The sequence below is a fragment of the Vibrio sp. R-1 genome, from assembly GCF_035615595.1.
Taxonomy (GTDB): Bacteria; Pseudomonadota; Gammaproteobacteria; order Enterobacterales; family Vibrionaceae; genus Vibrio; species Vibrio cholerae.
The window spans coordinates 1-18,437 of record NZ_WPDC01000066.1 but is presented as its reverse complement, the minus strand read 5'-3'; the positions used below and the strand labels follow the sequence as shown (position 1 = coordinate 18,437).

Annotated in this window: 22 protein-coding genes; 4 read left to right on the top strand and 18 right to left on the bottom strand. The window is 47.4% G+C overall.

What is annotated here, in order from left to right:
* Nucleotides 1-177: 177 nt before the first annotated feature.
* From GOU96_RS13145 to dusA, 8 genes are all read right to left on the bottom strand, one after another.
* The gene (locus GOU96_RS13145) at nt 178-936 is read right to left on the bottom strand and encodes a phosphoadenylyl-sulfate reductase (RefSeq protein WP_001133787.1); all 759 of its coding nucleotides are present in this window, start codon (nt 934-936) and stop codon (nt 178-180) included.
* Entirely contained in the window at nt 929-2,662 is a 1,734-nt protein-coding gene (gene cysI, locus GOU96_RS13140; RefSeq protein ID WP_267782794.1) for an assimilatory sulfite reductase (NADPH) hemoprotein subunit, read from the bottom strand. The genes GOU96_RS13145 and cysI overlap by 8 nt, the downstream gene beginning before the upstream one ends.
* Nucleotides 2,662-4,485, bottom strand: a complete 1,824-nt coding sequence (locus GOU96_RS13135; protein ID WP_000103469.1) for an assimilatory sulfite reductase (NADPH) flavoprotein subunit — start codon at nt 4,483-4,485, stop codon at nt 2,662-2,664. Before GOU96_RS13135 ends, cysI begins: the two co-directional genes overlap by 1 nt.
* Before the next feature lie 106 nt (nt 4,486-4,591).
* The gene (locus GOU96_RS13130; RefSeq protein WP_000154955.1) at nt 4,592-4,822 is read right to left on the bottom strand and encodes a hypothetical protein; all 231 of its coding nucleotides are present in this window, start codon (nt 4,820-4,822) and stop codon (nt 4,592-4,594) included.
* A complete protein-coding gene (locus GOU96_RS13125; protein ID WP_001931914.1) occupies nt 4,819-4,977 on the bottom strand; it encodes a hypothetical protein in 159 nt (52 codons plus the stop codon). The genes GOU96_RS13130 and GOU96_RS13125 overlap by 4 nt, the downstream gene beginning before the upstream one ends.
* Complete coding sequence (locus tag GOU96_RS13120) at nt 4,943-5,608, bottom strand: TIGR04219 family outer membrane beta-barrel protein (protein ID WP_175230852.1); 666 nt, start codon at nt 5,606-5,608, stop codon at nt 4,943-4,945. Before GOU96_RS13120 ends, GOU96_RS13125 begins: the two co-directional genes overlap by 35 nt.
* A gap of 88 nt (nt 5,609-5,696) precedes the next feature.
* A complete protein-coding gene (gene pspG, locus GOU96_RS13115) occupies nt 5,697-5,909 on the bottom strand; it encodes an envelope stress response protein PspG (RefSeq protein WP_000971084.1) in 213 nt (70 codons plus the stop codon).
* Nucleotides 5,910-6,068: 159 nt separating this feature from the next.
* A complete protein-coding gene (dusA, locus tag GOU96_RS13110) occupies nt 6,069-7,052 on the bottom strand; it encodes a tRNA dihydrouridine(20/20a) synthase DusA (protein ID WP_001884460.1) in 984 nt (327 codons plus the stop codon).
* A 357-nt stretch (nt 7,053-7,409) separates the two neighbouring features.
* Between dusA and zur the strand changes: the two genes are divergently transcribed.
* The gene (gene zur, locus GOU96_RS13105; protein WP_000245564.1) at nt 7,410-7,874 is read left to right on the top strand and encodes a zinc uptake transcriptional repressor Zur; all 465 of its coding nucleotides are present in this window, start codon (nt 7,410-7,412) and stop codon (nt 7,872-7,874) included.
* A gap of 9 nt (nt 7,875-7,883) precedes the next feature.
* Nucleotides 7,884-8,345: a chemotaxis protein CheX gene (locus GOU96_RS13100; RefSeq protein ID WP_001200951.1), complete on the top strand. Its 462-nt coding sequence runs from the start codon at nt 7,884-7,886 to the stop codon at nt 8,343-8,345.
* 116 nt (nt 8,346-8,461) lie between these two features.
* On the opposite strand, the gene GOU96_RS13095 is transcribed toward GOU96_RS13100, so the two are convergent.
* Together GOU96_RS13095 and pgi are read right to left on the bottom strand one after the other, a co-directional pair.
* On the bottom strand, nt 8,462-9,640 hold the full coding sequence (locus tag GOU96_RS13095) for an MBL fold metallo-hydrolase (RefSeq protein WP_258502570.1): 1,179 nt from the start codon (nt 9,638-9,640) through the stop codon (nt 8,462-8,464).
* A gap of 202 nt (nt 9,641-9,842) precedes the next feature.
* Nucleotides 9,843-11,495: a glucose-6-phosphate isomerase gene (gene pgi / locus GOU96_RS13090; protein WP_019829427.1), complete on the bottom strand. Its 1,653-nt coding sequence runs from the start codon at nt 11,493-11,495 to the stop codon at nt 9,843-9,845.
* 284 nt (nt 11,496-11,779) lie between these two features.
* On the opposite strand from pgi, the gene GOU96_RS13085 reads away from it, so the two are divergent.
* The gene (locus tag GOU96_RS13085; RefSeq protein ID WP_000264685.1) at nt 11,780-12,199 is read left to right on the top strand and encodes a secondary thiamine-phosphate synthase enzyme YjbQ; all 420 of its coding nucleotides are present in this window, start codon (nt 11,780-11,782) and stop codon (nt 12,197-12,199) included.
* 83 nt (nt 12,200-12,282) lie between these two features.
* On the opposite strand, the gene alr is transcribed toward GOU96_RS13085, so the two are convergent.
* Both alr and GOU96_RS13075 read right to left on the bottom strand, forming a co-directional pair.
* Nucleotides 12,283-13,368, bottom strand: coding sequence for an alanine racemase (gene alr / locus GOU96_RS13080; RefSeq protein WP_001913997.1), 1,086 nt, complete (start codon nt 13,366-13,368; stop codon nt 12,283-12,285).
* Between the two features lie 13 nt (nt 13,369-13,381).
* Nucleotides 13,382-14,788, bottom strand: a complete 1,407-nt coding sequence (locus GOU96_RS13075) for a replicative DNA helicase (protein ID WP_000774910.1) — start codon at nt 14,786-14,788, stop codon at nt 13,382-13,384.
* A gap of 170 nt (nt 14,789-14,958) precedes the next feature.
* On the opposite strand from GOU96_RS13075, the gene GOU96_RS13070 reads away from it, so the two are divergent.
* Complete coding sequence (locus tag GOU96_RS13070; protein ID WP_001934660.1) at nt 14,959-15,723, top strand: DUF481 domain-containing protein; 765 nt, start codon at nt 14,959-14,961, stop codon at nt 15,721-15,723.
* Nucleotides 15,724-15,784: 61 nt separating this feature from the next.
* Here GOU96_RS13070 and rplI read toward each other — a convergent pair whose 3' ends face one another.
* From rplI to GOU96_RS13040, 6 genes are all read right to left on the bottom strand, one after another.
* Complete coding sequence (gene rplI, locus GOU96_RS13065; protein WP_001196054.1) at nt 15,785-16,234, bottom strand: 50S ribosomal protein L9; 450 nt, start codon at nt 16,232-16,234, stop codon at nt 15,785-15,787.
* 33 nt (nt 16,235-16,267) lie between these two features.
* Entirely contained in the window at nt 16,268-16,495 is a 228-nt protein-coding gene (gene rpsR, locus GOU96_RS13060) for a 30S ribosomal protein S18 (protein WP_000090471.1), read from the bottom strand.
* A 15-nt stretch (nt 16,496-16,510) separates the two neighbouring features.
* Nucleotides 16,511-16,813 (bottom strand): primosomal replication protein N, encoded by a 303-nt coding sequence (priB, locus tag GOU96_RS13055; protein WP_000184782.1) that lies wholly within the window; start codon nt 16,811-16,813, stop codon nt 16,511-16,513.
* 7 nt (nt 16,814-16,820) lie between these two features.
* Nucleotides 16,821-17,189 (bottom strand): 30S ribosomal protein S6, encoded by a 369-nt coding sequence (gene rpsF, locus GOU96_RS13050; RefSeq protein ID WP_001216668.1) that lies wholly within the window; start codon nt 17,187-17,189, stop codon nt 16,821-16,823.
* 211 nt (nt 17,190-17,400) lie between these two features.
* Nucleotides 17,401-17,877 carry a bacterioferritin gene (gene bfr / locus GOU96_RS13045; RefSeq protein WP_000675497.1) on the bottom strand — a complete coding sequence of 159 codons (477 nt, stop codon included), beginning with the start codon at nt 17,875-17,877 and terminating at the stop codon, nt 17,401-17,403.
* 69 nt (nt 17,878-17,946) lie between these two features.
* Complete coding sequence (locus tag GOU96_RS13040) at nt 17,947-18,135, bottom strand: (2Fe-2S)-binding protein (RefSeq protein ID WP_001884452.1); 189 nt, start codon at nt 18,133-18,135, stop codon at nt 17,947-17,949.
* Nucleotides 18,136-18,437: the final 302 nt, after the last annotated feature.

The window sequence follows — 18,437 nt, the reverse complement described above, 5'->3', positions numbered from 1 at the left end:
TATAGAAATAACGCTTAACCGCTGCATTTGCGCGCAAGGGCTTATTTATCCCACTTTAATCAGAACTTGATGACAACTTATCCACAGAGTTATTCTTTTATCGGCTCAGATATGGCGAGAGGCTGGATCTCGGCAGCCTCTCTTTTTATATATGTGTATAGAGAAAACGAACGCGGCTTACTGGTGCTCGCTATTATCTTCGTGTAACCCACACTCACGCTTTAAACCAAAGAAGCGAGTTTGCTCTTCACTCATTCCCGGCTGCCATTTCTGTGTCGTGTGCGTATCTCCAACCGAAAGATAGCCTTGTTCCCAAAGTGGGTGATAAGGCAGATCGTTATCCTTGAGATAATAGTGCACCTCTTTATTGGTCCAATCGATCACAGGCAGGAATTTAAACACGCCATTTTGTACTGATAAAATCGGTAAGCTTGCTCGTGATTGCGACTGCTCACGTCGTAAGCCTGAAAACCACGTACTGATGTTCAGCTCATCCAACGCTCTACGCATCGGTTCGACTTTATTAATCTGGTTGTAGCGCTCGATTCCTTCAACACCTTGTTCCCACAGTTTTCCGTAGCGGGCTTCTTGCCAAGCCGCTGATACAGGCGCGGAGTAAACTTTTAAGTTCAGATTGAGGCGCTCAGTCAGCTCATCAATAAACTGATAGGTTTCGGGGAACAGATAGCCGGTATCGGTTAAAACGACGGGAATGTCACTCTTCACTGAAGTCAGTAAATGAAGCATCACTGCGGCTTGGATACCAAAGCTCGATGACAGTGCATGATTGCCTTGCAGATTTTCTAGAGCCCATACGACACGCTCTTGCGCGCTGAGGGATTCCAGATGCTGATTGACTTCCGTTAGGCGCAGCGTTTGCTGCACCTTATTTAGCGTTAGTAACTCTTCTAGTGTTGGAACGGTACGGTTAGGCATAGAAATCCCTCTTAGAGATGATTACCTCTTCGATAATGCCTGCACGAATAGTGAAATCACCAAATCCTTCACCGTCCAGACGCTCGCTAGCCCAACGTCCCACCAACTCATCAATTTCTTGAAGGATTTGCGTATCGGTAATGTTCTCTTTATACATCTTAGGAATGCGCGTTCCATTTCGATTGCCGCCTAAATGGAGGTTGTAGCGACCCGGTGCTTTACCGACTAGGCCAATCTCAGCCAACATGGCTCGACCGCACCCATTCGGGCAGCCCGTCACACGCAAAATGATGTTCTCTTCTTTTGGTAACGCATGTTTTGCCAAAATACCTTCCACTTCTGTGACAAAAGAAGGGAGAAAACGCTCGGCTTCCGCCATCGCCAATGGACAAGTTGGGAAGGCCACACACGCCATAGAATTGATACGCTGCTCACTCACACCATCATCAATCAAGCCATGTTCACGTGCGAGCTGCTCAATGTGCTGTTTCTGCTCTGCTGGCACGCCAGCCACAATCAGGTTTTGGTTAGCCGTCATCCGGAAATCGCCTTGATGCACCTTAGCAATTTCAGCGACACCCGTTTTCAGTGGCTTACCCGGAAAATCCAATAAACGACCATTTTCAATAAACAGGGTTAAATGATGTTTGCCATCGATGCCCTCGACCCAACCAATCCGATCACCACGACTGGTAAACTCATAAGCTCGGCTTGGTGCAAACGCAATTCCCGCGCGTTTTTCAACTTCGGCTTTAAATACCTCAACCCCGACACGATCTAAGGTGTACTTGGTTTTGGCATTTTTACGGTTAGAACGGTTACCCCAATCGCGTTGCGTGCTCACGACTGCAGCCGCCACCTCCAAGGTTTTTTCCAGAGGAATAAAACCAAAGTCATCGGCACGACGCGGATAGGTTGAAGTATCACCATGCGTCATCGCAAGGCCCCCACCCACCAACACGTTAAAACCGATCAACTGGCCATTTTCACCAATCGCGACAAAGTTCAAGTCGTTGGCGTGCACATCCACATCATTATGTGGCGGGATCACAACGGTCGTTTTGAACTTACGCGGCAAATAGTTTGAACCTAAAATGGGCTCTTCATCGGGTCCTTCGATCTTTTCGCCATCCAACCAAATTTCGGCATAAGCGCGTGTTTTCGGTAGTAGGTGTTCACTGATCTTTTTTGCCCACTCGTAGGCTTGCAGATGCAGCTGGGATTCCACGGGGTTAGAGGTGCACAATACGTTACGGTTCACATCCCCCGCGGTCGCAATCGAATCGATACCAATGCTGTTTAAGGTTTGATGCATCAGTTTGATATTCGGCTTGAGTACACCGTGAAACTGAAATGTTTGTCGTGTGGTTAAACGAATACTGCCGTACAGAGTATGTTCGGTTGCAAACTTATCGATCGCGAGCCACTGGTGAGGGGTGATGATCCCTCCCGGCATACGCGCACGGAGCATGACATTGTGCAAAGGCTCAAGTTTTTGCTTGCTACGCTCAGCACGGATATCACGATCATCTTGCTGATACATGCCATGAAAGCGGATGAGTTGGAAGTTATCCGCGGTAAAGCCGCCGGTAATGCGATCTTGCAGATCTTGCTCGATCGTACCGCGTAGAAACTGACTTTCGCGCTTTAGGCGTTCATTATCCGACCATGGGCCGAGCACTTCGCCAAGCACCTCTTGTACTGATGGGTTTTGATTTGCGCTCATTAGTAGACATCCCTTTGATAACGTTTTGCTTTACGCAGTTCACTCACATACTCTTCAGCTTGCTCACGATTCAAGCCACCTTGTTGCTCGACGACAGTAATTAATGCTTGGTGCACATCCTTCGCCATGCGTGATGCATCACCACATACGTAGAAGTAAGCGCCTTCTTGTAACCATTGCCATACCAACTCTGCTTGTTCTAAAAGGCGATGCTGCACATACACCTTTTCGTGCTGGTCGCGACTAAAAGCCACATCTAAGCGATTTAACACGCCAGACTTGAGGTACTTTTGCCACTCGACTTGGTAGAGGAAATCTTGGGTAAAGGTGCGGTCACCAAACAACAGCCAGTTTTTTCCTGCTGCACCACGGTTTTCGCGCTCTTGGATGAAGCTGCGGAAAGGGGCAATTCCCGTTCCGGGGCCTACCATGATCAGCGGCGCATTATCATCACTCGGCAATTTGAAGTTGTTATTGTGCTCAACAAACACTTTAACCGGAGCGCCCTCTTCTAATTGATGAGCTAAGAAGCTGGATGCACCACCCAAGCGTTGCTCTCCCTCATACTCATACTCGACCACCCCAACCGTCAGATGCACCTCTTCCCCCACCTCACTTTGACTAGAGGCAATCGAATAAAGACGCGGCGTTAAACGACGGAGAAGTGATAACAGTTGAATCGCGGAAAGGGTGACTTTTTCTTCGCGCAACACATCAATCACTTGCGTACGCGTCGCGTATTCACGCAGTGCCTCTTTATCTTGGGCTAAAGAGGTGAGCTTTTCGCTTTGTGCAAGCTCAGCAAATTGCGCCACCAACTGCGGATTGGCTGCAGTAATTTCATAATGATGAGTCAGTGCCGAATGCAGAGAAAGCGTTTCGCCATCCACTTGTACTTCTTCATGACCAGAAAGTCCTACGCTATCGAGTAGGGCATTAACCAGCTGTGGACGGTTTTCATACCACACACCCAATGCATCACCCGGTTGGTATGTGATGCCAGAATCGGCCAAATCAATTTCGATATGGCGTACATCTTTGCCTGAGTCACGGCCAGTAATTTTTTGGCTCGTCGATAAGCTCGCCGTGTAAGGTTGCTCTTTACTGTAGTGACTCTCAGCTGTCTGGCTCACTGCGAAAGTAGCCACGCTCGTCACTGCCGCGGCTCCTGTCAGCTCATCTTTCAAAATAGACAGCACTTGCTTGCGCCACTCAGTCGCTGCAGCCTGATAATCGACATCCGCATCCAAGCGCTCAACCAGACGTTGCGCCCCAAGGTTTTCTAAAAACTGATCAAAGTCTTTGCCGGTTTGGCAGAAAAACTGATAACTGGAATCCCCCAATCCTAAGACGCCGTATTTAAGATTAGGCAGCTTGGGGGCTTTTTTGGATTTGAGAAACTCATGCAGTGCCAGTGCATTATCCGGCGCTTCACCTTCACCATTGGTTGAGGCGACAAAAATTACATGGGTTTCTTTGGCTAAGTCTTTGCCTTTGTAATCGCTCGCGTCAAATAACTGGGCCTGAATGCCTGCAGCTTGCGCTTCTTTCAATAACGCTTGAGCAACACCTTTCGCATTTCCCGTTTGCGAAGCGAAAATGATCGTCAGCTTACCCGAAGCAGCAGACGCAGTCTGCCCAGCGGAAATGTGTGGAACGCTCAATGCATTGGATTGACTCAATCCCCAGAAATAACCACTGACCCACGCTAATTGCTGAGCATTCAGTTGGGTTACGGTTTGTTGGAGTTGATTGAGCTGTGCATCATTTAACGGACTAGCGAGTGCCGCTAGCGCCGGGGGTAAAGTGTTTCCTGTAGACATCGTCACGACTTCCCTATTCATTGCATGACGATAGATTAATCACTCTTTTTAATAACAAGAAAGAATAGATGTGAATGTTTTATAACTTTTTGACTTAACCATCTCGCTACTGGTTTTCAATTCGAACTTGACGAAACCCAACCGCCATGGCGGATTGCGAAGCGCTATCGAGATCGATATAACGGCACTCTTCACCATTTTCATCGGTGAGCAGCACAAATCCCCCCATTTGATGGCGAAATTCGACAATCCATTCCCCTTCTTGAAAGGAGGGCTCAATAATGGCCTCAACGAGCTGCTGGGTTTGATATAGCTCTCTTAACTCCGGAATCGTCATTTTGCTTTCCATCCTTGGCTTATTGATAAAACTAAGCATGGTCCAAATAGTAAAAATGAGCCAATTTGTGGCTCATTTAAAACGTATTGGTTAGCAAAAAACTCAATAATGAGAAATTCATCAGAAGCTAAATTGAGCCCCCACAAACCAACCATCGGCAAAAACAAAAGATTGCTTTACATCGGTGGACTGCTTAGCCAGTTCAGTGAACTCAAGATCTACCACTCGATAGCCCGCTTTGAATGCGAGGTCTCCCGCTCGGATCGGCAGATGGTATTGCAAGCCAGCCATCACATCGGACGATTTCAGGTCACTATTGTTACCAAAATCAAACTGACCAATCACATCAAAAGGCGTATGAGGAATGGTAATTTCGGCGCTGGCATACCAGTTAAACGTGGTTTGATCAAAATCGTAGCGACGGGCATCTGGCGCACGGTAATCACTGTTCGCATATTGGGTTAGAGTGATACCCGCATCGAACTTCATCAATTCGCGATTGAGCAATGGATAATAAAAGGTGTAATCGGTCTTATCGAACGAAGCGAAATCCGCTTCTAAATTGGTATAACGCAAGCCCACATTCGGCAGGTAAGGAAAACCGTGCTCAAACGTAAAATAAAGGTTAGGCGCGTTCGCATCATCACGACGAGTATTATCAATTTTCGTGCTCGCTAACCACATCTCAGCGCCCACTGACGCAGTATAAAATGATTCAGCGGCAGAGGCCGATAAAGGCATGACCATCAGTGCGGTGACCAGCGCCGCCGATGCAGTTCGGTTCATGAACTATGCTCCGTTCGATTTCAATTCAATATTTTTGAGGCGATGATGGTAACACAAACCTATTCTCGATATAGGGTTTTGTCATCTCCTAACGTGCAGCCTTCGCTTTATCGCGCATCAGCCAAACCACCACCAATACCACCAGTAACCAAGGCAGTAACTTTAATACTATGCCCAACATGCCAAACAGCGCCATGATCAAAAAAGCCAACGCCATCGCACCGAATACACTCATTAAAGTGATGCCAGTGACCAATAGTGTAGCGGCAAAGACAAAAATAAAGATTAATTCAAACATCATCAGCACTCCTCTGCGTCATTCATTGTGAATTTGCAGTTTTCACGCCAACTTTACAAAGAAGCCAACCATTTGATTAAGATAGAAAAAATAAGCCAAGCGACGTCATCTCACTTGGCTTATCAAAAAACAGTAAGCATTTTCGCTAATGTTTGGTGTTTTTTACACACCTAACTCTTGGTAAGGGATCTTGGCCAACGCCTGTTCAACCACTTCCAATCCCGCTCCAGGCTTGTGCGCATTCTCACTGATATGGCGTCGCCATTGGCGTGCACCCGGCATATTTTGGAACAGTCCTAACATATGGCGAGTCATATGACCAAGATGGGTGCCTTGTGAAAGTTCACGCTCAATATAAGGCATCATTTCATGGATGACTTGTGAGCGTTTTTTTACAGGCGTTTCTAAGCCAAAAATCTGCTGATCCACTTCAGCCAGCAAATACGGATTTTGATACGCCTCACGCCCAATCATCACACCATCAAGATGTTGCAGATGCAGTTTCGCTTCTTCCAAGCTCTTCACCCCACCGTTAACTGCAATGGTTAAGTGCGGAAAATCACGTTTGATCTGGTACGCTCGTGGGTAATCCAGTGGTGGAATTTCACGGTTTTCTTTCGGGCTCAGACCACTTAACCAAGCTTTACGCGCATGGATAGTAAATTGCTCACAGCCACCTTTTTCCGCAACTGTGGCGATAAACTGAGTTAAAAACTCGTACGAGTCTTGATCATCAATACCGATACGTGTTTTGACCGTCACCGGAATGTCGACAACCGCACGCATGGCGGCGACGCACTCCGCCACCAAGTCCGGCTCGCCCATCAGACAAGCGCCAAAGCGGCCATTCTGCACCCGATCGGATGGACAGCCGACGTTGAGGTTTATTTCATCATAGCCTCGCTCTTGAGCCAGCTTGGCACAATGCGCTAAATCCTTAGGATTGGAACCACCAAACTGTAGCGCTACAGGATGCTCTTCTTGGTTATACGCCAGAAAATCGCCACGACCATGGATGATCGCGCCAGTCGTCACCATTTCGGTGTACAGCAGAGTCTGCGCAGAGAGCAGACGGTGGAAATAACGGCAGTGGCGGTCGGTCCAATCGAGCATTGGAGCAACTGAGAGTCTGCATGAGTGAGTCATAGGTGAACGTCCCCATTTCAGTCAAAAACAACCACCGCACGGTGGCGAAAAAATCGAAGTCCGGCATTTTAATCGCAACTTAGCGTGAGCGCCATGCCTTGTTCAGTAAATCGCTTTTACGGTAAATGGGCGCGACCAGCAGGTTTCGTGAGCCGAACGAGCTTGATCCTAGTCGGCTTACCACGATTTCCTTACTACAACTAATAAGCTTAACAGTATCGTTTTTGAGCAAGATAAGGTAATTTACGTCTATTCAACAGGATGAGTTGACCTCGCATCTACTTTCATGTGGATTTTATTTTGTCGGTCAACGATATTCATCTCGACATAGTATATTATTACTAAAGTCCAACAGTGATGGTGATGGTTTTGGACAACAAGCTAACCAAGCAAATTGAAGAAATATGTGCAGCAAGAGGGGTTCGCCTCACATCACAGCGTAAAACTGTGTTTGAGCTGATCTGTGCCAGTAAACGCTCATCAAGTGCGTATGAACTGCTGGAAGATCTGAAAAAAAGTGAACCGCAAGCTAAACCTCCAACTGTATATCGAGCACTGGATTTTTTGCTAGAACAAGGCTTTATTCACCGAGTAGAGTCGACTAACAGCTTTATCTCTTGCTGTTCATGTAACGCTCATAAGCACTTCTCACATCTGTTGATTTGTGACCAGTGCGGTAACGTGATTGAATCTCGGGATGATAGTCTGGTAGCCTTGCTAGCAAGTAACGCGGAGAAACACGGTTTTACGATAAGCAACCATGTCATCGAATCACATGGGGTTTGTCAGACCTGTCTCTCGAAAGAGAAGAAGCAACAATAGAAGAAGGTTATGCGCGCTGAATTTGTAAACCCGTTTTTAGCGTCTTTAATGAACGTGTTGAAAACCATGGCTTCCCTTGAGTTGAAGCCACAAAAACCACGGATTAAAAAAGACGAAATCGCTCGCGGCGATGTTTCTGGTCTGATCGGCATGATTGGCCCAACGACGCGCGGTTCTATGTCGATCACTTTTGACGAGAGCCTTGCTTTGGAAATCATGCAAAATATGCTGGGTGAGCGTCCGAATGGTTTAAATGAAGAAGTGACTGATATGGTCGGCGAGATCACCAATATGGTCACAGGTGGAGCGAAGCGAATTTTGGCAGAAAGCGGCTTTGATTTTGATATGGCGACCCCCGTTGTCGTCTCCGGCCGAGGACACACAATTCGTCATAAGTGTGAAGGGGCAATCATACTGATGCCGTTTTCTTCTCCTTGGGGCAATGCGTTTATCGAAATCTGTTTCGAGTAATTCAGCGCTCACGTTGGCAGCCACTGTTAGTTCATCGCTCTCAATGCTCTTGATTAAACCGGACATATTTGTCCGGTTTTGTTTTCTCTGCTATCCCCGGGCACTGGGGGTGAGATTTACACCACCATCAGCAGCAATAATAAAGAACACGCTAAGCCCATTTGCCAATATCGAGCACCACTCATGGGCTCAGTGTCTAAACCTTGCCACCAAGCGTGGCTTGCGCTGTGGTTTGCCATGGTTAGGCTTTCTCCTGCCATAGGGGTTAGCAAAGTGATCGACTGCTCTTGGCAATGCTTAACCAGATCGGCAATCGGCTCATCCCATTGGTGGGTAAACAACTCATAAGTCGCCCAGTGAATCGGCAGCAGTTTTTTGGCTTGTAAGTCCCGAAAAGCTTGAACTGTGTGTTTCGCCTGCATGTGTCCCCAATTTTCAACGGGATAACCTTGGTGCTGCTTAACATCGGCGGCCACTTCTAGACAAGCCAAATCAATCGGCCCACAGCGCTCAGCAATCTTTGCAAAATGTGTATCATAGGCACTATCACCACTGAAATAGAGTGTTTCTTGATGGCCTTTTATGACCCATGAACACCACAAGGTCGCATTATGATCGAGATAATAACGTCCTGAATTGTGATTAGCTGGAGTGCAGATAAACTCGACGCCTTCTCGTTTTATCTGCTCCCACCAATCGAATTCGATAATTCGTTCAGGGGAGACTCCCCAGCGAATCAAATGCTGCCCGACACCCAGCGGAACATAGAAGGTGACCGAATGCGCGGCATAATAGACAACACTGGCCTGCTCTAAATGATCATAGTGATCGTGAGAGATCACAATCACATCCGGCAGTGGCAACTGCTCCCGCACACCACTATTAGGCAGGTTTCTGGCAAACCACGCTTTCGCAATCCAAGGCGAAGCGTAATCAAACACCGGATCGGTCAATACTCGTAGCCCATCGACTTCAATAAACAAACTAGAGTGTCCAAGCCAAGTGACTCGAAGTGCCTGGCTGCGTGTTAGCAACGCTTGCAGGTTGAGAGGTGCTACGGGCAACTGAGCATTAGGCTTGAGCTGAGCTCTCCCCCCAAAGTAACTCCAAGCTATCTGCCACCATGATGGTGTAGCGGTAATATGAGGCATAGCGTTGATCACTTTGCCCTGTCGAAATTGAGGTGAGTGGGAGATCCGGCGCTCTAACTGCGAGCGATAGTGTTGAACATGGTGGTGAGCAAACACCTTGCGTTGACGTGCTTGTGTTTTAGTCTGAATGGCCGTTTCTGACATACCAGCATAAGCCCTATCACTCTGACAGTGCGTTTAGTTAAACCCTGCTGCATGTCTGTTTTATGACCAAATCGGTAGGAAAAATGAACTTTCAATGGCAATACAAAAAAGGAACTTCGCCACGTACAGAGAAACTCAAAGACAAGAAAAAGGCCTTACTGCACAGGTAAGGCCTTGTCTATCAATTGGTTATTGGGCGTAATTAGGCGCGAAACGCTTTAAAGGCGTTGATCAGACCGTTGGTCGAGCTGTCATGTGACGTCACTGCTGCGCTATCCGCTAACTCAGGCAGGATTTGGTTCGCCAGTTGCTTACCCAGTTCCACGCCCCATTGATCGAAACTGAAGATGTTCCAAATCACACCTTGCACGAAGATTTTGTGTTCGTACATCGCAATCAAGTTACCCAGCGTGCGTGGCGTAATTTGCTTAACCAGAATCGAGTTGGTTGGGCGGTTACCTTCAAACACTTTGAACGGCACTAACGCTGCAATTTCTGCCGCAGATTTACCCGCTTTTTCGAGTTCCGCTTGCACGGCTTGCGCGGATTTTCCGAAGGCTAAAGCTTCGGTTTGCGCGAAGAAGTTAGACATCAGCTTTTGGTGATGATCGCCAACCAAATTATGACTCACCGCTGGCGCGATAAAATCACATGGGATCAGCTTAGTGCCTTGGTGGATAAGCTGATAGAAAGCGTGCTGGCCGTTCGTACCGGGCTCACCCCAAATAATTGGACCCGTTTGGTAAGTCACTGGGTTGCCATTACGATCAACATACTTACCATTAGACTCCATATTGCCTTGTTGGAAGTAAGCCGCGAAGCGATGCAGGTACTGATCGTAAGGCAGGATCGCTTCAGATTCAGCACCATGGAAGTTGTTATACCAAATGCCTATCAGCGCCAGAATGACCGGAATATTGCTTTCAAACGGCGTGTTCACGAAATGCTGATCCATTTCATGTGCCCCCGCCAGCAGCTCAACAAAGTTGTCATAACCGATAGACAGCACGATAGACAAACCAATCGCTGACCACAGTGAGTAACGACCGCCTACCCAATCCCAGAATTCAAACATGTTGTCGGTGTCGATACCAAACTCAGCCACCGCTTTACCATTGGTTGATAGCGCCGCAAAGTGCTTGGCAACATGTGCTTCATCTCCTGCCGCTTTCAAGAACCAATCACGCGCCGTGTGGGCGTTGGTCATGGTTTCTTGGGTAGTGAAGGTTTTGGAAGCCACTAAGAAGAGTGTGGTTTCAGGATCGACGTTTTTCAGTGTCTCCGCCATGTGCGTACCATCGACGTTTGAGACAAAGTGCATGGTCAAATGGTTCTTATAAGGCACCAGAGCTTCCGTGACCATGTAAGGACCGAGATCGGAGCCACCAATGCCGATATTAACGACATCAGTAATCGCCTTGCCGGTGAAACCTTTCCACTCACCGCCAATCACACGCTCAGAGAAGGCTTTCATTTTAGCCAACACAGCGTTTACTGCAGGCATTACATCCTCACCGTTCACCAACACAGGTGAATTGCTACGATTACGCAGCGCAGTGTGCAGTACCGCACGATCTTCCGTTTGGTTGATCGCTTCACCTTTAAACATCGCGGTGATGGCAGATTGCAGATCAGTTTCTTTGGCCAACGCAAACAAGTGTTGCATCGTTTCCGCATTCACTAGGTTTTTCGAATAATCGACCAGAATGTCCTGACCAAAGCGCGCAGAGTATTTGGCAAAACGCTCGCTGTCTTGCGCAAAAAGTGCTTTGAGGTCCATATCCTGAGCAGATTCAAAATGCGCGGTCAGCGCTTTCCAAGCTTGGGTTTGCGTTGGATTGATATTTTTCAACATGGCATCTATCCCGATGTTACTGTGGTTTTATTCCAGTACGCTAAAGGCGGAGCTTTAACGTTGGAATCCCCGATTTAAGCAAAAAGAATAGGTTAAAAATGAGTATTCCGCGCCGGAATCACATGTAATTAATTTTCAGTGCAGCATTATGAGCGAACTCATTAACACCCACTTTGCGATAGGTCACGTAAACACCGACAGTCACTCATTTTTGTCTGGTAATTTCTGTCGCTCACCTTACCCTTAAACCTTCACTTTGCCAATACACTTAAGGAGCGGGCTTTATGTGGCATCAGCACACCATCCAGTTACGCCCACGAGCACGTGGTTTTCATCTGATCACTGATGAAATTGAACAACAATTGCCGCAAATCAAAAGACTAAATGTCGGTTTATTACATTTATTTGTACAGCATACTTCGGCCAGTCTCACCATCAATGAGAATGCCGATCCGACGGTGCGCCAAGATATGGAAGCCCATTTTAACCACGCTGCTCCTGAAGGGGCGCCTTATTATCGGCACATTGATGAGGGCGATGATGATATGCCCGCGCACATCAAGTCTTCACTACTTGGATGTAGCGTCAGTATTCCCATTCAACAAGGCAGGTTAGCGCTCGGTACTTGGCAAGGTATCTATTTGGGTGAGCATCGCAATCACGGCGGAATAAGAAGGGTGGTTGCGACCATTCAAGGCGAGTAACGCCCAAAGAGTGCAAGAGAAGAAGAGTGACATGCATGGCCACAGCGATAAGCGGTGGTCATGCACGGACAACACCAAGCAGGCTAAACGCCTGCTCCATAATAAGACATTTCCACTCGCGAGGTGAGTTTCGTCACTAACTCATACCCTATCGTACCAATATGCGCGGCCACTTCTTCTACGGGCAGCTCATTACCCCACAGCATGGCTTCATCACCGACGCGATCGCAAGCATCCGGCCCTAAATCTACCGTCAACATATCCATAGATACGCGCCCAGCAATCGGCACCCGACGCCCATTGACAACCACTGGTGTCCCATTCGGCGCAGTGCGTGGATAGCCATCACCATAACCAATCGCAATCACACCAATTTTGGTGTCTCGCTGGCTGGTCCAAGTACCGCCATAACCGACACTCTCCCCCGCTTTCACTTCACGGACCGCGATCAAGTGCGACTTTAAGGTCATCACTGGCTGGTAACCTAACTGAACCGCGCTCTTTTCCACAAAGGGAGAAACGCCGTACATAATAATTCCCGGCCTTACCCATTCAAGCTGGCTTTGCGGCCAAGCCAATAATCCGGCAGAAGCGGCCAGCGAACGCTCACCCTGACAGCCTTGCGTCAGGGATAAAAACAGTTCCGTTTGCTCTACCGTCGTCGATTTATCTAACTCATCGGCACAGCCGAAATGGCTCATGTAACGCAGGGGTTTAGCCACATTCTCGCACTGGTGCAAACGAGCCACGAAATCTTGATATTGTTCAGGGCGAACCCCTAGCCGATGCATCCCGCTGTCGACTTTCAGCCATACCATGACCGGAGTCTCTAGCTGAGCTTGCTCCAGCGCTTGTAACTGCTCTTCACAATGTACGACGGTCTGGATGTTGTTGGTAACCAATACTGGCAAATCACCGGGAGAATAAAATCCCTCAAGCAACAAAATGGGTTTCACTACGCCACTGGCGCGCAGCTGTAAAGCCTCTTCAATGCGCGCCACGCCAAAGGCATCCGCCCCGAGGGCGTGACGTGCGATATGGCGCAGCCCGTGTCCATAACCATTGGCTTTCACCACCGCCATGATTTTACTCTCTGGCGCTTGCTGCTTAACGCGCTGCAAGTTGTGCTGCAACGCCTCTAAATTGATGTAGGCGGTGGCCGCCTTCATATAGTTCATCGAATTACTCATCGTCAAATGCAGGTCCAGCATAGTTGTCGAAACGAGAATAGTGACCTTGGAAAGTCAAACGCACCGAACCAATCGGGCCATTACGTTGCTTACCAATAATGATTTCCGCCGTGCCTTTTAGCGGACTATCTGGGTGATACACCTCATCTCGATAGATAAACATGATCAAGTCAGCATCCTGCTCAATCGAACCCGATTCACGCAGATCCGAGTTGACTGGACGCTTATCCGCGCGCTGCTCCAAAGAACGGTTCAACTGCGAAAGCGCAACCACGGGCACATTCAATTCTTTAGCTAACGCTTTAAGCGAGCGAGAAATTTCAGCAATTTCCAATGTACGGTTATCGGTCAATGCCGGTACACGCATCAGCTGTAAATAGTCGACCATGATGAGCGACAAGCCTCCGTGTTCACGAGCAATGCGTCGGGCACGCGAGCGAACTTCGGTGGGGGTTAAGCCTGAGCTATCATCGATGTACATGTTCTTCTTCTCCATGAGAATACCCATGGTGGAAGAGATACGAGCCCAATCTTCATCATCCAGTTGACCGGTACGAATTTTGGTTTGGTCGACACGAGATAACGAGGCCAGCATACGCATCATGATCTGTTCGGCGGGCATCTCCAGCGAGAAGATCAGCACAGGTTTATCTTGCTCCATCGCAGCGTTTTCACACAGGTTCATCGCAAAAGTGGTTTTACCCATCGAAGGACGCGCTGCGACGATGATCAGATCCGAGCCTTGCAAACCAGCCGTCTTTTTATTCAGGTCGGTAAAGCCCGTGTTCACTCCAGTGACCCCATCCTGCGGCGTTTTGTAGAGCAGCTCAATCCGCTCTAGCGTGCGCTCTAGAATGCTATCCACGTTTTTCGGGCCTTCGTTTTCACTGGTACGTGCTTCGGCAATCGCAAAAACTTTACTTTCCGCCAGATCCAGCAAATCTTCAGCGTTGCGCCCTTGAGGATCGTATCCCGCATCGGCAATCTCATTGGCAACACCGATCAGGTTACGCACCAAAGCCCGTTCGGCCACAATCTCCGCATAGGCATTAATGTTGGCGGCACTGGGCGTGTTTTTGGCCAAATCGGCCAAATAGGCAAAGCCACCGACATCTTCCAACTGCTCACGCTGCTCAAGATATTCGGACAAGGTGATGAGATCGAGCGGTTTACCCGCCTCCAAAATCGATTTTACCCCGTCAAAAATCAAACGATGCGGGCGGCTGTAGAAGTCCTGAGTCATCACGTGCTCAGAAACCGTATCCCAACGTTCATTGTCGAGAAGCAGGCCACCAATGACGGATTGCTCAGCTTCTAATGAATGCGGGGGGACTTTAATTGCATCGACTTGTGCGTCGGGAATTTTACGGTTTCGATTATCAGTACGTGGATCTGCCATGACTTCGCTTTAAGTAACGTTTGAATGTCCGTCATTATAACGAGAATCCGTCATTTGTAATTAAAGCAACGAAAGTTTGTGCGCCGCCTAACCAGAATTGACCTAGGGTTGACCCAAACTCAGTAATGAATTTTTACTATGCCACCTCAATAGTGATCAAAGAGGTTGTTGTGTCCACCAAATGGCTTTTAGGCATTAGCTTGATGCTGTCAACACTAGCGCAAGCCAATGAAAATTCTAATCAGGATACGGACATCAGCATTCCCTCTCCTTGGAAGCATCAAGTCGAGTTTGGCTATCAGGCGCACTCCGGTAATACCGAGTCAGAGTCACTCAATTCACGCTTAAAATCGGAATATACCATGGGTCGTCACCGTACTTATGGGGAGTGGAAGTTTTATAAGCTTGATAAAAATGGCAAAGAAGATAAACGCCAGTCCACCTTCGCCTTCCAAAGCGACTATAAACTCGGACCGAAGACGTATTTATACGGCAGCTTTTACGGCACTAACTCGCGTTACACCGCTTATTTCAAAGACCATACCCTATCAGGAGGGCTCGGTTATCAATTCGCATACACCGATGAGATGGTTTTAGAGCTGGAGTTAGGGCCAGGCTTTCGCTACCAAAAACCCAACCTAGACGAAATTGATGATGACGATATCGTCTTTCCCGATCTCGTTCAGGAAGCGATATTTCGTAGCAATCTTAAAGCTGAGTGGCAAGCCTTAGACAACCTCAGATTTGAGGCAGAAATGACCATGGTTTCAGGGCGAAGTAACACCAGTCTTGATAGCAATATCAGTTTAACCAACGACATCACTGATCACATTGCCTTAAAAATTCGCCAATCACGCCAATACCATAACCGAGTGCCGGAAGGATTAAGCAAAGCAGACAGCGTGATTTCGGTTAATCTACTGTTTGAGTTTTAAATGCTACCCATAAAAAAACACCAGCCGAAGCTGGTGTTTTCGTATTCGTCAGTAACTGAAATTACTCAGCAACAACTTGTACTTTTGCAGTTGCGAACACTTCAGAGTGAAGTTGAACGCTAACTTCGTAAGCACCAACGTTGCGCAGAGCACCTTCAGGTAGGCGAACTTCGCTCTTAGATACTTTAACGCCAGCTGCAGTGATTGCATCAGCGATATCACGAGTACCGATAGAACCGAACAGTTTACCTTCGTCACCTGCTTTAGAAGCAATAACAACTGCTTCCAGAGCGTTAACTTGGTCAGCGCGAGTTTGAGCGGCAGCCAGTTGCTCAGCAACTTTTGCTTCCAGCTCTGCACGACGGCTTTCAAACATTGCAACGTTAGCTTTAGTTGCCATTACTGCCTTACCTTGTGGGATAAGGAAGTTACGAGCGTAACCAGATTTAACGTTTACTGTATCGCCAAGGCTGCCTAGGTTACCGATTTTATCAAGTAGAATAACTTGCATTGCTTAATCCTCTTTCTTAATAAACGGTGCCAATTACTGATGTTTGTCAGTGTATGGCAGTAGAGCTAGGTAGCGAGCGCGTTTGATTGCACGAGCTAGCTGACGCTGATATTTAGCACTTGTACCAGTGATACGGCTAGGAACGATTTTACCAGCTTCAGTGATGTAGTTCTTGAGAGTTGCTACGTCTTTGTAATCAATCTCTTGTACGCCTTCTGCAGTAAAACGGCAGAATTTACGACGACGGAAGAAACGAGCCATGGGCTATCTCCTGATCTATATTTGAGAAATTTTGTCGGCATGCAGCACTAATTTACCTACGCCATTTCGGCTGGTTTGGTAAGCCAAAAAACCACTTACCAAAATGCTACTGCCTTGTACTAAGTTTTGAGTTAACGCTTCTGACCTAGCCCCACTCACCACCACAGGTAATCGACAAAAAACTTGTCTTGGGAGGTCAGCTTCTACCATCGTAGAGCGATGCTCTAGCCAAAAATGGCAATGTTTAACACCCGATGGACTTTGGCTTCGAACCAGAGCCTTTGCGACAACGCCGCTCAACTCGATTCGATTGGTCATCAAACCATTACTCAACGTCTGCGTCGAACTTCATCTCGTCACGCTTTACACGCTCTTCACGAGCTTTCAGCATGATTGAAGGTTCAGTAATAGCAGCTTTAGTACGCATGATCATGTTACGCAGAACTGCATCGTTGAAACGGAAAGCAGTTTCTAGCTCATCAACCACTGCTTGGTCAGCTTCAACGTTCATCAGAACGTAGTGAGCTTTGTGCAGTTTGTTGATTGGGTAAGCCAGTTGACGGCGACCCCAATCTTCTAGACGGTGGATTTTACCGCCAGCTTCAGTGATTGAGCCAGTGTAACGTTCGATCATGCCAGCAACTTGCTCGCTTTGATCTGGGTGCACCATGAATACGATTTCGTAATGACGCATTATTTGCTCCTTACGGATTATTCAGCTTCCAGAGTTGGCCCGGTCATCCAGAGGAAGCAAGGAACTAATGATAATTGACCGAGAATTAAGGAGCGGAAATAGTACAGAAAGGAAGCAGCTTTAGCAAGGAAATTATCGAGGGGGAAACAGGAAGCGGTTAGGCAGAAAACCGCGTTTTCTGCCTAGGAATGATATGTGTTAGTACGGGGGATTATTCGTCATCAACAAACTGAGCTTGCAGATAATTTTGGATACCCGTCATATCGATCAGACCAAGTTGAGTTTCTAACCAATCAACATGCTCTTCTTCATCTTCTAAGATCTCTTGGAACAGATCACGAGAAACGTAGTCACGTACTTTTTCGGCGTAAGCGATCGCCTCTTTGAGATCAGGAATCGCAATCAACTCAAGTTTGAGATCGCACTCCAACATCTCTTGCACATCTTCACCAATCATCAGTTTGCCAAGATCTTGTAGATTGGGAATCCCCTCTAAAAACAAGATTCTTTCCACAATATGGTCAGCGTGTTTCATCTCATCAATGGATTCGTGGTATTCCTTATCGGCAAGATGCTTCAAGCCCCAATCTTTATACATGCGTGCATGTAAGAAGTATTGATTGATGGCGATAAGCTCATTAGCCAGTACTTTATTGAGATGTTGAATTATGACTGGATCACCTTTCATAGCATAGCCCTCCTCTTTGGCTCTATTAACTGTAGAACCAATTAGAGGAGAGTCAAAAAGAAGCTGTGCTTAACTTGCCAGTTTAAACTGAGCAATCAGCGATTCTTCGATGATCTCTTTAGCTTGGCGTACACACTTACCACACTGAGAACCCAGTGCTGTACAGCGCTTGATGCCCTTGATATCCGTAATACCCTGTTCGGCAACCAATCTCCTAATCTTTTTGTCTGAGACACCATGACACAAACAAACGTACATAACCCAACCTCATTTCACTCATGAACAAAGAATAAAAGAGAATCACTCTTATTTCTACTGCGTTTACTGTTTTGCTCAGATCGGATTGTTATAAGAAAAATGGCGATGAGACAGAGAAATGCTCAACTGAAAGTGCAGCGCCAACGCTCTGGTCATTTGGTCGAGGCTAATGTGTTGTTTTGATTATGAGCGGGATAAAGCCAAAAGAAGATATAAGCCTAAGATGACTTATAACCAAAAATGAAAAAGGGAAGCCGAAGCTCCCCTTTTTCGATGCAGCATTGCGCGGCAAGATTAACGCG

Bases quoted from the DNA above. Each gene is read 5' to 3' on its own strand.
- GOU96_RS13145 (WP_001133787.1), bottom strand. From the start codon at position 936: ATGCCTAACCGTACCGTTCCAACACTAGAAGAGTTACTAACGCTAAAT.
- cysI (WP_267782794.1), bottom strand. From the start codon at position 2,662: ATGAGCGCAAATCAAAACCCATCAGTACAAGAGGTGCTTGGCGAAGTG.
- GOU96_RS13135 (WP_000103469.1), bottom strand. From the start codon at position 4,485: ATGTCTACAGGAAACACTTTACCCCCGGCGCTAGCGGCACTCGCTAGT.
- GOU96_RS13130 (WP_000154955.1), bottom strand. From the start codon at position 4,822: ATGACGATTCCGGAGTTAAGAGAGCTATATCAAACCCAGCAGCTCGTT.
- GOU96_RS13125 (WP_001931914.1), bottom strand. From the start codon at position 4,977: ATGGTTGGTTTGTGGGGGCTCAATTTAGCTTCTGATGAATTTCTCATT.
- GOU96_RS13120 (WP_175230852.1), bottom strand. From the start codon at position 5,608: ATGAACCGAACTGCATCGGCGGCGCTGGTCACCGCACTGATGGTCATG.
- pspG (WP_000971084.1), bottom strand. From the start codon at position 5,909: ATGATGTTTGAATTAATCTTTATTTTTGTCTTTGCCGCTACACTATTG.
- dusA (WP_001884460.1), bottom strand. From the start codon at position 7,052: ATGACTCACTCATGCAGACTCTCAGTTGCTCCAATGCTCGATTGGACC.
- zur (WP_000245564.1), top strand. From the start codon at position 7,410: ATGGTGATGGTTTTGGACAACAAGCTAACCAAGCAAATTGAAGAAATA.
- GOU96_RS13100 (WP_001200951.1), top strand. From the start codon at position 7,884: ATGCGCGCTGAATTTGTAAACCCGTTTTTAGCGTCTTTAATGAACGTG.
- GOU96_RS13095 (WP_258502570.1), bottom strand. From the start codon at position 9,640: ATGTCAGAAACGGCCATTCAGACTAAAACACAAGCACGTCAACGCAAG.
- pgi (WP_019829427.1), bottom strand. From the start codon at position 11,495: ATGTTGAAAAATATCAATCCAACGCAAACCCAAGCTTGGAAAGCGCTG.
- GOU96_RS13085 (WP_000264685.1), top strand. From the start codon at position 11,780: ATGTGGCATCAGCACACCATCCAGTTACGCCCACGAGCACGTGGTTTT.
- alr (WP_001913997.1), bottom strand. From the start codon at position 13,368: ATGAAGGCGGCCACCGCCTACATCAATTTAGAGGCGTTGCAGCACAAC.
- GOU96_RS13075 (WP_000774910.1), bottom strand. From the start codon at position 14,788: ATGGCAGATCCACGTACTGATAATCGAAACCGTAAAATTCCCGACGCA.
- rplI (WP_001196054.1), bottom strand. From the start codon at position 16,234: ATGCAAGTTATTCTACTTGATAAAATCGGTAACCTAGGCAGCCTTGGC.
- rpsR (WP_000090471.1), bottom strand. From the start codon at position 16,495: ATGGCTCGTTTCTTCCGTCGTCGTAAATTCTGCCGTTTTACTGCAGAA.
- priB (WP_000184782.1), bottom strand. From the start codon at position 16,813: ATGACCAATCGAATCGAGTTGAGCGGCGTTGTCGCAAAGGCTCTGGTT.
- rpsF (WP_001216668.1), bottom strand. From the start codon at position 17,189: ATGCGTCATTACGAAATCGTATTCATGGTGCACCCAGATCAAAGCGAG.
- bfr (WP_000675497.1), bottom strand. From the start codon at position 17,877: ATGAAAGGTGATCCAGTCATAATTCAACATCTCAATAAAGTACTGGCT.
- GOU96_RS13040 (WP_001884452.1), bottom strand. From the start codon at position 18,135: ATGTACGTTTGTTTGTGTCATGGTGTCTCAGACAAAAAGATTAGGAGA.